This is a genomic window from Lysobacter olei, from assembly GCF_054777355.1.
Genome location: NZ_BAAHAT010000002.1, coordinates 397,570 through 409,883, shown reverse-complemented (window position 1 = coordinate 409,883; position 12,314 = coordinate 397,570). Strand labels below are relative to the sequence as shown.

The 12,314-nt window shown below is 69.3% G+C and carries 14 protein-coding genes; 9 read left to right on the top strand and 5 right to left on the bottom strand.

What is annotated here, in order from left to right; translation table 11 throughout:
• Position 1 precedes the first annotated feature (1 nt).
• The 8 genes from ACYVBS_RS04505 (at position 2) to ACYVBS_RS04470 (ending at position 7,872) form a co-directional block, all read left to right on the top strand.
• The gene (locus ACYVBS_RS04505) at positions 2 to 214 is read left to right on the top strand and encodes a hypothetical protein (protein ID WP_460822065.1); all 213 of its coding nucleotides are present in this window, start codon (positions 2 to 4) and stop codon (positions 212 to 214) included.
• A 22-nt stretch (positions 215 to 236) separates the two neighbouring features.
• Complete coding sequence (locus ACYVBS_RS04500) at positions 237 to 977, top strand: ABC transporter ATP-binding protein (RefSeq protein ID WP_460822064.1); 741 nt, start codon at positions 237 to 239, stop codon at positions 975 to 977.
• Positions 978 to 986: 9 nt separating this feature from the next.
• Positions 987 to 2,297 carry an ABC transporter permease gene (locus ACYVBS_RS04495; RefSeq protein ID WP_460822063.1) on the top strand — a complete coding sequence of 437 codons (1,311 nt, stop codon included), beginning with the start codon at positions 987 to 989 and terminating at the stop codon, positions 2,295 to 2,297.
• A 17-nt stretch (positions 2,298 to 2,314) separates the two neighbouring features.
• Entirely contained in the window at positions 2,315 to 3,538 is a 1,224-nt protein-coding gene (locus ACYVBS_RS04490) for an ABC transporter permease (RefSeq protein ID WP_460822062.1), read from the top strand.
• 101 nt (positions 3,539 to 3,639) lie between these two features.
• Positions 3,640 to 5,013: a sigma-54-dependent transcriptional regulator gene (locus ACYVBS_RS04485; protein WP_460822061.1), complete on the top strand. Its 1,374-nt coding sequence runs from the start codon at positions 3,640 to 3,642 to the stop codon at positions 5,011 to 5,013.
• A gap of 10 nt (positions 5,014 to 5,023) precedes the next feature.
• Positions 5,024 to 6,337 (top strand): sensor histidine kinase, encoded by a 1,314-nt coding sequence (locus tag ACYVBS_RS04480; RefSeq protein ID WP_460822059.1) that lies wholly within the window; start codon positions 5,024 to 5,026, stop codon positions 6,335 to 6,337.
• A gap of 152 nt (positions 6,338 to 6,489) precedes the next feature.
• Complete coding sequence (locus tag ACYVBS_RS04475) at positions 6,490 to 7,044, top strand: OmpO family porin (protein WP_460822057.1); 555 nt, start codon at positions 6,490 to 6,492, stop codon at positions 7,042 to 7,044.
• Between the two features lie 210 nt (positions 7,045 to 7,254).
• Positions 7,255 to 7,872, top strand: a complete 618-nt coding sequence (locus tag ACYVBS_RS04470; protein ID WP_460822056.1) for an outer membrane beta-barrel protein — start codon at positions 7,255 to 7,257, stop codon at positions 7,870 to 7,872.
• Positions 7,873 to 8,043: 171 nt separating this feature from the next.
• On the opposite strand, the gene ACYVBS_RS04465 is transcribed toward ACYVBS_RS04470, so the two are convergent.
• The 5 genes from ACYVBS_RS04465 to ACYVBS_RS04445 all read right to left on the bottom strand — a co-directional run bounded on the left by ACYVBS_RS04465 (position 8,044) and on the right by ACYVBS_RS04445 (position 11,394).
• Positions 8,044 to 9,069, bottom strand: a complete 1,026-nt coding sequence (locus ACYVBS_RS04465) for an NAD(P)H-dependent glycerol-3-phosphate dehydrogenase (protein ID WP_460822054.1) — start codon at positions 9,067 to 9,069, stop codon at positions 8,044 to 8,046.
• A gap of 12 nt (positions 9,070 to 9,081) precedes the next feature.
• The gene (gene secB / locus ACYVBS_RS04460; RefSeq protein ID WP_460822052.1) at positions 9,082 to 9,600 is read right to left on the bottom strand and encodes a protein-export chaperone SecB; all 519 of its coding nucleotides are present in this window, start codon (positions 9,598 to 9,600) and stop codon (positions 9,082 to 9,084) included.
• 188 nt (positions 9,601 to 9,788) lie between these two features.
• On the bottom strand, positions 9,789 to 10,226 hold the full coding sequence (locus ACYVBS_RS04455) for a rhodanese-like domain-containing protein (RefSeq protein WP_460822051.1): 438 nt from the start codon (positions 10,224 to 10,226) through the stop codon (positions 9,789 to 9,791).
• Between the two features lie 225 nt (positions 10,227 to 10,451).
• Positions 10,452 to 10,871 carry a hypothetical protein gene (locus tag ACYVBS_RS04450; protein WP_460822049.1) on the bottom strand — a complete coding sequence of 140 codons (420 nt, stop codon included), beginning with the start codon at positions 10,869 to 10,871 and terminating at the stop codon, positions 10,452 to 10,454.
• A gap of 64 nt (positions 10,872 to 10,935) precedes the next feature.
• Positions 10,936 to 11,394: a YiiD C-terminal domain-containing protein gene (locus ACYVBS_RS04445; RefSeq protein WP_460822048.1), complete on the bottom strand. Its 459-nt coding sequence runs from the start codon at positions 11,392 to 11,394 to the stop codon at positions 10,936 to 10,938.
• A gap of 187 nt (positions 11,395 to 11,581) precedes the next feature.
• On the opposite strand from ACYVBS_RS04445, the gene ACYVBS_RS04440 reads away from it, so the two are divergent.
• Complete coding sequence (locus ACYVBS_RS04440; RefSeq protein WP_460822046.1) at positions 11,582 to 12,286, top strand: uroporphyrinogen-III synthase; 705 nt, start codon at positions 11,582 to 11,584, stop codon at positions 12,284 to 12,286.
• Positions 12,287 to 12,314 lie beyond the last annotated feature (28 nt).

Below are 12,314 nucleotides of genomic sequence, written 5' to 3'. Positions count from 1 at the left end.
CATGAACGCTTCGTCCCATTTCCCGGCAACGCTGCATTGGTCATCACACGAACTGGCCGCGGCCGTGCCGCTGCGCCTGTTCGAAATGCTCGATTTTGACGCACCCGACCACGGCGCCCATGCCGCCAACACCGTCGCCGCCCCACGCCGCACGCCGCGCGAAGGCTATGCGCGCAACGCCGCGCTGCCCGCCCACTTCCACGTCTATCGCTGAACCTGCCCCCAGGAGCCCGTCCATGTTGCACATGCAAGGTGTCACCAAGGTTTTCCGCACTGAACTGGTGGAGACGCACGCGCTCCGTTCGCTTGACCTGCACGTGCGCGAGGGCGAGTTCGTCGCGGTCACCGGGCCGTCGGGCTCCGGCAAGACCACCTTCCTCAACATCGCCGGCCTGCTCGAGGACTTCACCGGCGGCCGCTACCAACTCGACGGCGAGGACGTGAGCGGCTTGTCGGACGATGCGCGCTCGCGCCTGCGCAACCGCAAGATCGGCTTCATCTTCCAGGGCTTCAACCTGATCCCCGATCTCAACCTGTTCGACAACGTCGACGTGCCATTGCGCTACCGCGGCCTGCCCGCTGCCGACCGCCGCCAGCGCATCGAGCATGCGCTCGCGCAGGTGGGGCTCGCCTCGCGCATGAAGCACTACCCGGCCGAACTGTCGGGCGGCCAGCAGCAGCGCGCGGCGATCGCCCGCGCCCTCGCCGGCCAGCCGCGCCTGCTGCTGGCCGACGAACCCACTGGCAACCTCGACTCGCAGATGGCCCGTGGGGTGATGGAGTTGCTGGAGGAGATCAACGCCGCCGGCACCACCATCGTGATGGTGACCCATGACCCGGAGCTGGCCGCACGCGCGCAGCGCAACGTGCACATCGTCGATGGCATGGCCACCGACGTGGCGGTGGAGCCGAGCCTGGTGCGCGCGCGCCAGCTGGCCGCCGAGGCCGAGGCCCGCGCCGCGAACCCGATCGGTTGAGGAGGCGCCATGTTCGGCTATTACCTTGAGCTCGCCCTGCGCAGCTTCCGCCGCAACCGGGTGTTGACCGCGCTGATGGTGCTCGCGATCGCGCTCGGCATCGGCGCCAGCATGACCACGTTGACCGTATTCCACGTGTTGTCCGGCGACCCGATCCCGGCCAAGAGCGACACCCTGTTCTACCCGCGGCTGGATCCGCGCTCACGCAACGGCTTCACGCCGGGCGAGGACCCGGAGACGCAGATGACCCGCTTCGACGCCGAGGCGCTGCTGCGCGACAAGCGCGGCGACCGCCAGGCGTTGATGACCGGCGGCACGCTGGCCATCGAAGCGACGGACGGACGGATCGAGCCATTCCGTGTCGACTCGCGCTACACCACCGCCGATTTCTTCGCCATGTTCGACGTGCCGTTCCGCCACGGCAACGGCTGGAGCGGCACCGACGACGAGGCCCGGGCGCCGGTGGCGGTGATCTCCAGCGCGCTCAATGAAAAACTGTTCGGCGGCGCCAACAGCGTGGGCCAGACCCTGCTGGCCGGCGGGCAACGCCTGCGCATCATCGGCGTTATGGACGACTGGCGGCCGACGCCGCGGTTCTACGACGTCACCAACGACCTCTTCAGCGAAGTGGAGCAGGTGTTCGTGCCGTTCTGGACCTCGCGTGCGCTGAAGTTCCCGACGCAAGGCAACATGAATTGCTGGGGCGACACCGGCAGTGATCCCGAGGGCGCACAGGGCGCCAATGCACCGTGCGCCTGGTTGCAGTACTGGGTCGAACTGGGCACGCCCGCGAAGGTCGCCGCCTATCGCCAGTACCTGACCAACTATGCCGACCAGCAGCGGGCGGCCGGCCGCTTCGAGCGTCCGACCAACGTGCGCCTGCACAGCGTGATGGAGTGGCTGGACGATCGCGACGCGGTGCCCGGCGACGTGCGCCTGCAGCTGTGGCTCGCCTTGGGCTTCCTGGCCGTGTGCCTGCTCAACACCGTCGGACTGCTGCTGGCCAAGTTCCTCGGCCGCGCCTCGCAGATCGGCGTGCGGCGCGCGTTGGGCGCCACCCGCCGCGCGATCTTCGCCCAATGCCTGGTCGAGGCCGGCACCGTGGGCATGGCCGGCGGTCTGCTCGGCCTGGGGCTGGCGTGGCTGGGCCTGTGGGCCGTGCGCCAGCAGCCGGCCGACTATGCCGCCTTGGCGCACATGGACGGCACGATGCTGCTGGTCACCTTCGCGCTGGCCCTCGTCGCCAGCCTGCTCGCCGGGTTGTTGCCGGCCTGGCGCGCCTGCCAGGTCACACCCGCCATCCAGCTCAAGAGCCAGTAATTCCTGCGAGGACTGCCATGGACATCCGCCCCATCCTCTCCACCCTGCGCCGGCACAAGACCGCGGCCGCGCTGATCGTGCTGGAAGTCGCGCTCTCGTGCGCGATCATCTGCAACGCGGTCTTCCTGATCAGCACCCGCCTGCAGCGCATGGACCGCCCCACGGGGCTGGCCGACAGCGAGCTGGTGCGCATCAACCTCGCCGGCATTGGCGACGATGAAAAGGCCGCCGAGCTCAGCCAACGCGACGTCGCCGCGTTGCGCGCCCTGCCCGGGGTGAAGGCCGCGACCAGTCTCAACCACGTGCCGTTCGACAACTCCTCGTGGAACAGCTCGGTCAGCCTCAAGCCCGAGCAGGCCATGCCCAACCTCAACACCGCGGTGTACATGGGCGAGCACCTGATCGACACCCTGGGCCTGAAGCTGGTGGAAGGCCGCGACTTCACACCGGACGAATACGCCGACTGGGAAGCGCTCAGTGCACCGGACTCCAAGCTCACCCTGCCGACGGTGATCCTGACCCGCGCCGTCGCGCAGAAGCTGTTCCCCGGCGAAAGCGCGGTCGGCAAGCTGATCTACAGCTGGAACCGCGACGAGATCCCGCACCGCGTGGTCGGCGTCGTGGAGACCCTGATCCGACCCAACGACAACGGGGGCGCGGCCGAGAGCGGCTATTCGATTATTCTGCCGGTGCGCAACGTCACCTTTGGTCGTTTCGCTCTGCGCACCGATCCGGCACGCCGCGCCGAAGTGCAGGCCGCCGCGGTGGCGGCGCTGGAGCGCAACAGCGCGCGTCGCATCATCCTGCGCCAGGACCCGTTCACCGACGTGATTGCCAAGTATTACCGCCAGGACCGTTCGATGGCGTGGCTGCTGGTGGCGGTGTGCGTGTTGCTGCTGGTGGTGACCGCACTGGGCATCGTGGGTCTGGCGAGCTTCTGGGTGCAGCAGCGCACCAAGCAGATTGGCGTGCGCCGGGCCTTGGGTGCGACGCGTGCGCAGGTCCTGCGCTATTTCCAGACCGAGAACTTCCTGTTGGCCACGATCGGCATTGCACTGGGCATGCTGGGTGCCTACGGACTCAACCAGTTGCTGATGCAGCACTACGAGCTGCCCCGGTTGCCGCTGTTCTACTTGCCCGCTGGCGCAGCGGTGCTGTGGGGCCTGGGTCAGGCGGCCGTGCTTGGGCCGGCGCTGCGTGCCGCCGCGGTGCCGCCGGCAGTGGCGACGCGGACGGCGTGATGGCCATCCGGCAATCAGTTGTTGCACCCGGCCGCCGCGATGGAGCGCGCGCGGCCGCCGCAGCCCCTGCAGCTTAGGCAGCGGAGCAGGTATAACAACGCATGCCCACGATCCTGGTCATCGACGACAACCCCGCGGTCGCCACGGCGCTGGCGACGCTGTTCTCGCTGCACGACATCGACACGCGGGTGGCGGCATCGCCGGGCGCCGGCCTCGCGTTGCTGGCGCGCGAACCGGTCGACCTGGTGGTGCAGGACATGAACTTCCAGGCCGACACCACGTCGGGCGAGGAAGGCGTGGCGCTGTTCGAGCAGATCCGTGCGCGCCATCCGGACCTGCCGGTCATCCTGCTCACGGCGTGGACGCATCTGGAAAGCGCCGTTGACCTGGTCAAGGCCGGCGCGGCCGACTACCTGGCCAAGCCCTGGGACGATCGCAAGTTGCTGGCCACGGTCAGCAACCTGCTGGAGCTCTCGCAGGCGCGACGCGAACTCGCCCGCCACCGCGATGGCGAGCGCCGCCGCCGCAACGCCCTGGCGCGCGACCACGACCTGCGTGGTTATGTCTTCGCCGATGCCGCGACCGAGCGCGTGCTGGCGTTGGCCTGCCAGGTGGCGCGCTCGGAATTGCCTGTGCTGGTCACCGGCCCCAACGGCGCGGGCAAGGAAAAGATCGCCGAGATCGTGCATGCCAATTCGGCGGTGAAGGCCGGACCGTTCGTCGCGCTCAACTGCGGCGCCCTGCCTGCCGAATTGATCGAAGCCGAACTGTTCGGCGCCGAGGCCGGTGCCTACACCGGGGCACAGCGGGCGCGCGAAGGAAAGTTCGAGGCGGCCGATGGCGGCACCTTGTTCCTCGATGAGGTTGGCACCCTGCCGCCGGCCGGCCAGGTGAAACTGCTGCGGGTGCTGGAGACCGGCCGCTTCGAACGGCTGGGCAGCAACCGCGAGCGCCAGGTCAAAGTGCGCGTGGTCAGTGCCACCAACGCCGATCTGCCGGCCCTGATCCGCGGCGGGCAATTCCGCGAGGACCTGTACTACCGGCTCAACGCCATCGAGCTGGCGTTGCCGGCGCTCGCCGAACGCCCGGACGACATCCTGCCCCTGGCCCGGCATTTCCTGCCCGAGGGCAAACGCCTGGACACGGCGGCGGAGCGCGCGCTGTTGGCGCACCGGTGGCCGGGCAACGTGCGCGAACTGCGCAACACCATCCAGCGAGCGGCGCTGCTCGCGTCCGGCGTGGTGCTGGGCGTGGGCGATCTGGGCTTGCCCCTTGCAGCCCCCGTCGCGCCCATCGCCGCAGGCAACGGCCACGGCAGCGCCGACGAACCCGACCGCGCCGCGATCGAAGCTGCGCTGCAGCGCCACGGCGGCGTGCTGGCCCAGGCGGCCCACGAACTGGGCCTGTCGCGCCAGGCGCTGTACCGGCGACTGGAGCGGCTGGGCCTGCGTCGCGACGAGTCCACGCGACCGTGAGCAGCCCGTGATGCGCCTGCGCCAACGCCTGCCCCTGAGCCTGGTCTTCAGCGCCATCGCGTTGGGCTACATGGTGGCCGCCGTGGCGCTGGCGTGCTGGCTGGCGCGCTGGCTGGCCTCGCCCCTGTTGGCGGCCGGCGCGGCCGTGCTCCTGCTGGCCCCGCTGCTGGTCTACCACGTGCGTCGCGCCTTCGCGCCGATGCGGTCGTTGTTCCGCGCCCTCACGGGCACGGTGGGCAGCTATCGCGACGGCGACTACGGCTTCAGCCTGTCGTGGGCCGGCGGCGGCGAACTGGGCGAGCTGGTGGCCAGCCACAACGCCTTGGGCGACGCCCTGCGCGAACAGCGGCTGGCCCTGGTGCAGCGCGAACTGCTGCTGGACACCATCGTGCAGAACACGCCGGTGGCCTTGCTGCTGTTGGACCCGTCGCGGCGCATCGTGCTCGCCAATCTGGCCGCGCGCAAACTGCTGGGCGAAGGCCGTCGCATGGAGGGCCTCGACTTCCAGGCGTTGCTCGCCACCGCCCCGACGCCGATGCGCGAGGCCTTCGAGCGCGGCGGCGACGGCATGTTCAGCATCGGCGACGAGGATGACGAGGACATCTACCACCTCTCCCGCCGGCGCCTGCGCCTCAACGGCCGCGAACACGAGCTCGTGCTGCTGCGCCAGCTCACGGCCGAGCTACGTCGTCAGGAAGTGCACACCTGGAAGAAGGTGATCCGGGTGATCAGCCATGAGTTGAACAACTCGCTCGCGCCGATTGCCTCGCTGGCCCATTCCGGTGCGGAACTGCTGCGCCGCGGCCAACCCGAGCGCGTGCCCGCGGCGCTGGCCACGATCGAGGAGCGCGCCCGTCATCTCGAAGGCTTCATCCGCGGCTATGCGCGCTTCGCCAAGCTGCCGGCGCCGCGCACTGAGCCGGTCGACTGGCCGCGCTTCATCGCGCAGTTGCGTGACCAGGTGATGTTCTCGCTGGACGGCGCGGTGCCGGCCGGCAGCGTGCGCGTGGACGCCGCGCAGTTCGAGCAGGCACTGCTCAACCTGATCAAGAACGCACACGAATCCGGATCTCCCGCCGGCGACGTGCAGGTGGCGATCCGCCGGCTGCCGGAGGACTGGCGCATCGACGTGCTCGATCGCGGCCACGGCATGAACGATTCGGTGCTGGCCAACGCACTGCTGCCGTTCTACTCGACCAAGCGCAACGGCACGGGCCTCGGGCTGGCCTTGGCGCGCGAAATCGCAGAAGCCCACGGCGGCCGCATCGCGTTGCTCAATCGCGACGGCGGCGGACTGTGCGTGAGCCTGACCGTGCCGGCGTGACCGTCGCCTCGCGGGATAGTTCCTGCACCCTTCGGTTTTTTATTAAGGGAACGTTACAACGGGCTGCGGATACTGGCCCTCACCCGGTCCGCCCGACTCCCCCGACGGGCGTCCCCCGACCGGACCCAAACAAGAATGAGGCTTAGACCGTTATGAAGCGTTCCCTGTTCGCCCTGACCCTGCTGGCCGCCCTGCCGTTCGCCGCTTCGGCCGCCGATGGCGTGTCCTACAACTACGTCGAGGGTGGCTACACCGCGACCAACACCGATGCCGGCGACGCCGATGGTTGGGCGATCAAGGGCTCGGGCGCCGTTGCCCCGAACTTCCACATCTTCGGTGAGTTCGACAAGCAGGAAATCGAGAACACCAATTTCGACGTCGACCACTACCGCGTCGGCGTGGGTTACAACCGCGACATCACCGCCAACACCGACCTGCTGACCCGCGTTGCGTACGAGAAGTACGACGCCGGCCAGGGCATTGATTTCGACGGCTACAGCGTTGAAGCCGGTGTGCGCTCGGCGCTGGCCCCGAACTTCGAAGGCTACGCGCTGGCCGGTTACGAAGATGGCGATTCCTACGACGGCGAGTTCTACGGCCGCGTCGGTGGCCAGGTGAAGTTCAACCAGCAATGGGGCGTGTCGGGCGACGTGAAGTTCATCGACGGCGACACCCAGTACTTCGTCGGTCCGCGCGTCAGCTGGTAAGCCGCGCGCCGCAATACGCAGTACCTATCGCGACATCTCTCTCTCCCCCGAAACGTCGCGATATGAAGCCCGGCTCCGGCCGGGCTTCTTTTTTGCCCGCGAAAAACTCGCATTGTGATGTGGGTCACGCATCACTACGGTGGCGGCGCCGCGTCGCGGCGTGGAACGCGTCCGCGCATTCCGTGAATCCCTGGGGAAAGGACCCACACCATGTACAAGCGCCTCATTCTGGCCGCCGCGTTGGCGGCTGCACCGTTCGCCGCCTCCGCCGATGGCCTGAGCTACACCTACGTTGAAGGCGGCTACACCAAGCTGCACATCGACGAGGACGGACTCGACAGCCCCGAAGGCGACGGCGGCTACCTGCGCGGCTCCGTGGCGATCAGCCCCAGCTTTTACCTCTTTGGCAGCTACGCACGCGTCTCCACTGATTTCGACACCGGCGTGCCCGGCGTGGACGTGGACGTCTCGATCAACCAGTCGGAACTGGGCATCGGCTACCACCAGGCGATGAGCGACAGCGTCGACTTCATCACCGAACTGGCGTTCGTCCGCGAGGACGCCTCGGTCGACATGACCGGCGAAGGCGAAATCCTCGACGGCCAGGCCACCGGCGGCCGCATCAACGTCGGCGTGCGCGGCGCGATGGCCCCCCAGCTGGAAGGCTGGCTGAAGGCCGGCTACGCGGACGGCGGCGATTTCGATGGCACCTTCGCCGGCAACGCTGGCCTGCTGTACAAGTTCAACCCCACCTGGGGCATGGTCGGCGAAGTGGAAATCGTCGAAGAAACCACGCGCTACGTGGTCGGCGTGCGGGCCAGCTTCTAAGCCCGCCGCACGCGATGGCATGGGGGCGGCGTCTACGGGCGCCGCGCCACGCCCGCCATACAGAAAACCCGGCCTCGGCCGGGTTTTCTTCTTTTGGACAGGACCCAGGGCGGTTGCACGTGGCGGCCGCGTAGCCGCCACAGGAGCCGCTTCCCACTGCCAACCGGCCGACTAGTCGAACAGGTTGTCGGGGTATTCCGGCTTCTGCTCGCGCGCCAGCAGTCGCTGCAGGCCTTCCTTGGGCGTGGTCACGCCGTGCAGTACGTCGCGCACGCCACTGGAGATCGGCAGTTCGATGCCGTGCTTGTCGGCCTGGCGCATCACCTCGTCGGCGGTCTGCACCGACTCGACCACCTGACCGATTTCGCGCACCGCATCCTCGATGCTCTGGCCGCGACCCAGGGCCAGGCCCAGGCGCCGGTTGCGCGACAGGTCGCCGGTGCAGGTCAGCACCAGATCGCCGAGGCCGGCCAGACCCATCAGGGTTTCGGCCTTGCCGCCGATGGCGTGGTTGAGCCGCAACATCTCGTTGAGGCCGCGGGTGATCAGGCCGGCACGGGCGTTGAGGCCCAGTTGCATGCCGTCGGCCACGCCGGTGGCGACGGCCAGCACGTTCTTCATCGCCCCGCCCAGCTCGGCGCCGAGCATGTCGTCGCCGGTGTAGGCGCGGAACGCCGGGCCGTGCAGCACTTCGGCCACCTGTTGGGCGAAGTCGGCGTCGTCCGAATGCACGGTCAGCGCGGTCGGCAGGCCCTGCGCCACTTCCTTGGCGAACGACGGGCCGGTGACCACCGCCAACGGCACGCCCTCGCCCAGCACTTCGCCGGCAACCTCGTGCAGGAAGCGGCCGCTGCCGGGCTCGAAGCCCTTGGTGGCCCACGCCACGCCGGCATGCGCCGGGCGGTGCGGCGCGAGCGCGCGCAAGGTTTCGGCGAAGGCGTGCGACGGCACCACCACCAGCACCAGGTCCGCCGCTTGCAGCGCGGAGGGCAGGTCGGTGGTGGCGCGCAGCGTGTCCGGCAGGGCGATGCCCGGCAGGTAGCGCGGGTTCTCGTGGCGGCCGTCGATCGCGTCGATCGTGGCCGTATCACGGCCCCACAGCACGGTCGGATGACCGTGCCGGGCAATCAGGGCCGCGAGCGCCGTGCCCCATGAGCCGGCGCCCAGTACCGCAACGCGGGGAGCTTTCGCTTCCATCGCGGCGCGGGATCAGGCGTTGCCGGCGGTCTCGGCGTCAGCCAGGCCGGCCTGGCCCTGCTGCGCGGCGCGCTGGCGCAGGCCTTCGGCGTACAGCGCCTCGAAGTTGATCGGCTGCAGGAAGAACGGCGGGAAGCCGCCGGCCTGGATCAGGCTGCTGATCGTCTCGCGGGCATACGGGTACAGCACGTTCGGGCAATGCACGCCGAGCATGGCGTCCATGGTCTGGGCATCGAAGCCCGACAGGCCAAACACGCCGGCCTGCTTCACTTCGGCCAGGTACATCGGCTTGTCGCCGGCGTTGCAGGTCAGGGTCACGCCCAGCACCACTTCGAAGGCGTTGTCGTTCAGGCGCTGGACGCTCTGCTGCAGGTTCATCTGCAGCTGCGGCTGGGTCTGCTCGTTGAACACGGCCGGTGCGCCCGGCACTTCGAAGGAAACATCCTTCACGTAGATCTTTTCGACCGTGAACGCCGGACCGGTGGCGGATTCGTCAGCGGCGACGGCGCCGTTCAGGGTTTCTTCGGACATCGGAGCAACTCCAGCTTGTAAGCGTAAGGGTTCGATTATGGCACGCGCTCCCCGCGCGGCCTCGGGATCAGTCTGGGGGCGAATGGTGGCGGCGCAAGGGCCGCCACGTGACATTCCTGATACGGAACGCCGTCCCCGCGATGACGCACGCGCTCAGGCGGGCGCGCGCGTACCGCCGCCGTGTCGGCTCAGGCGCGGCCCTTCACCAACGGCAGGTCGGCCTGGCGCCAGGCGGCGACGCCGCCATCGAGCAGGTACACGTGCTCGAAGCCGGCCTTCTTCAAGCGCTTGGCCGCGCCCACGGCGGTGACGCCGGAGCGGCACACCACCACCACAGGCCGCGACTTGGCGGGGGCCAGCAGCTTGCTCTCCGGGTCGAACTGGCTCATCTGCACCGACTTGCTACCGGCGATGTGGCCCTTCTCGAAGTCACCGATGGGCGAGAGGTCGATGACCAGCGCCTCGTCGCGGTTGATCAGCCCCGTCAACTCGGCCGGACGCAGCACCTTGTAGCCGCGGAACAGGCCCGAGATCTCGGTGAAGATGATCGCGACGGTCAGGCCGACAAGGCCCATCGACAGGTAGGGGTGGCGGCCGGCAAAGGCCAGCAGTTCTTCGATGGTCACGGCATCAACACGGTAAGGCAGGGCCGGCGATTGTCGCCTACCCCCGCCGCGGGCGCAAAAATCGTCACACCGCCCTCCCCGCGCAGGAACGGACTGAGGCGTCGTGCCGTGCGGGTGGTGCGGAAAGCGGGCCATGGATGGCCCGCGGCGGCAACGCGGGGCAGGACTGCCTCGCCTTGCCGAGGAGCTCCGCCCCTACGGCGCGGCGCCCCGTCAGCAAACCCTTTACTGCCCCGCCCACAGATCCGGCAGGCCACTGGTCAGCCACCACACCTTTCCCTCCGCATCCCAGCGCCAGGTTTCGCGGTAGCGCACGGTGCGCTCGGCCATGGTGTGGCGGTTCATCACCCCGATGTCGATCTCGCGGACCGCGACACCCTTCTCGAGGTTGCGGTCCGAGCCGATGTCCCGGTACGACGTCACCTGGATGTGCTTCCAGCGTTCCAGTTCCAGATCGGTGACCGGGCGCTCGTCGCGGACCTTGGGGTCGATGAGGTTGGTCGCGCCTTCCACTTCGCCCCAGCGGATGGCACCGGACCACGCGTACTGCTGCTGGTCCAGCTTGTCGCCCTGCTGGCTGGTCGAGGCGCAACCTACCAGGGCCAGCAACAGGCCGCACACCATCAACATTCGGAACAGGCGCATCGTCACTCCTTGTGCGCGGGCGGGAGCCGCCCGTGTCGCCCCGATGGTAGCGGTTCGCCACCGATCAGGGACGGACGATGGCCACGTATCGCGCGGTGAAGTCGGTGGCGACCACGCCTTCGGGCGTCAGCACGCGGGCGACCAGCTGGGTGCGCGCGCGGCCGCGTTCGCGCAGCGTGGACAGGAAGGTGTCCAGGTCGGCGTCGGGACCGAGTTCGGCAGTGACGTCCAGGTCGGCATAGAGCGGCGCGAGGTAGCGCAGCTGGCTGTCGGCCACGTACACATCGGCGTCGATGCCGGCTTCGTGCAGCTTGAGCGACACCAGGCCCCACGATGCCAGGGTCATCATCGACGCGAGGCTGCCGCCGAATGCGCAGCCTTTGTCGTTGACGTGGTCGGCCAAGGCGGCGTGCAGGCGCAGGCGGGTGCCGTCGTAGCCGCCGATGGTGAGGTTCATTGCCGCGACCGGCGGCATGGATTGGTAGTGGTGCTCGAGTTGTTGCAGCAGTTCAGCGTGGGACATGGGACAACCGGGGGAGAGGGGGAGTGCGGCGGAGGTCGCGCCGAGGGGCGGCCGCGTGGATGGAAGCGGTGCCGGCCTGCCCGCCGCGGCGAGGCTGTGCGAAGCTGGTCGGATGCACGCACGCTCACTCCGCCCGCCGCCGCGATGGTACGTGATCTCGCTGCGGCCCCGCGGCCAGCACGACCAAATGCGTATGGCCGCGCGGCGGTTCGGCGCGGGCTGCATTGCCGCATCGCCGTGGGCGCTGCGGCCGCGCGACGATGTGGCCTCACGGGCGCGCCTGCACGACGCGTTGGGCCTGTCGCGGGTGATCGTCACCAGCCCCGCCGCGGCGCAGGCCGCCGCGGCGCTGCAGCCGCTGCGCCGGCGTCCGGGCCAGCAGTGGTTCGCGGTGGGGGCCGGGACGGCGGCCGCGCTGTCGCGCGTGGGCGTGGATCGGATCGAAGTGCCCGCACGGATGGATACCGAAGGCCTGCTCGACCTGCCCGGCCTGGCCTCGGTGGCCGGCGAACACATCGCCCTCGTCACCGCCCCGGGCGGGCGCGGTGAATTGGCGCCCGCGCTGGAGGCTCGCGGCGCGACGATCCTGCGCGCCGATGTGTACGAGCGCGTGCCGCTGCCCCCGGACCCGCGGGTCGTGCAGGCGGTGCGCGCCCTGACCGTGCCGGCGGTGGTCGCGCTGAGCAGCGGCGAAGCGCTCGCGCACCTGCGGGCCGCGTGGCCGGAGGATGTCGTGGCCCGGCTCCAGGGCTGTCCCGTCGTGGCCGCGAGCGACCGGTTGGCCGCCATCGCCCGCGACCACGGGTTTACCCGGGTCACGCGTGCGGCCGGCCCGCGGCCCGCCCAGCTGGTGGCCGCCGCCGGGCAGGCGGTGGGCCTTCCGGTAGCATGATCGGCACTCCCCCGTGCGACCCTGCCCA

Bases quoted from the DNA above. Each gene is read 5' to 3' on its own strand.
- ACYVBS_RS04445 (WP_460822048.1), bottom strand. From the start codon at position 11,394: ATGTCCCACGCTGAACTGCTGCAACAACTCGAGCACCACTACCAATCC.
- ACYVBS_RS04495 (WP_460822063.1), top strand. From the start codon at position 987: ATGTTCGGCTATTACCTTGAGCTCGCCCTGCGCAGCTTCCGCCGCAAC.
- ACYVBS_RS04465 (WP_460822054.1), bottom strand. From the start codon at position 9,069: ATGGAAGCGAAAGCTCCCCGCGTTGCGGTACTGGGCGCCGGCTCATGG.
- ACYVBS_RS04490 (WP_460822062.1), top strand. From the start codon at position 2,315: ATGGACATCCGCCCCATCCTCTCCACCCTGCGCCGGCACAAGACCGCG.
- ACYVBS_RS04480 (WP_460822059.1), top strand. From the start codon at position 5,024: ATGCGCCTGCGCCAACGCCTGCCCCTGAGCCTGGTCTTCAGCGCCATC.
- ACYVBS_RS04500 (WP_460822064.1), top strand. From the start codon at position 237: ATGTTGCACATGCAAGGTGTCACCAAGGTTTTCCGCACTGAACTGGTG.
- ACYVBS_RS04475 (WP_460822057.1), top strand. From the start codon at position 6,490: ATGAAGCGTTCCCTGTTCGCCCTGACCCTGCTGGCCGCCCTGCCGTTC.
- ACYVBS_RS04505 (WP_460822065.1), top strand. From the start codon at position 2: ATGAACGCTTCGTCCCATTTCCCGGCAACGCTGCATTGGTCATCACAC.
- ACYVBS_RS04450 (WP_460822049.1), bottom strand. From the start codon at position 10,871: ATGCGCCTGTTCCGAATGTTGATGGTGTGCGGCCTGTTGCTGGCCCTG.
- ACYVBS_RS04440 (WP_460822046.1), top strand. From the start codon at position 11,582: ATGCGTATGGCCGCGCGGCGGTTCGGCGCGGGCTGCATTGCCGCATCG.
- secB (WP_460822052.1), bottom strand. From the start codon at position 9,600: ATGTCCGAAGAAACCCTGAACGGCGCCGTCGCCGCTGACGAATCCGCC.
- ACYVBS_RS04485 (WP_460822061.1), top strand. From the start codon at position 3,640: ATGCCCACGATCCTGGTCATCGACGACAACCCCGCGGTCGCCACGGCG.
- ACYVBS_RS04470 (WP_460822056.1), top strand. From the start codon at position 7,255: ATGTACAAGCGCCTCATTCTGGCCGCCGCGTTGGCGGCTGCACCGTTC.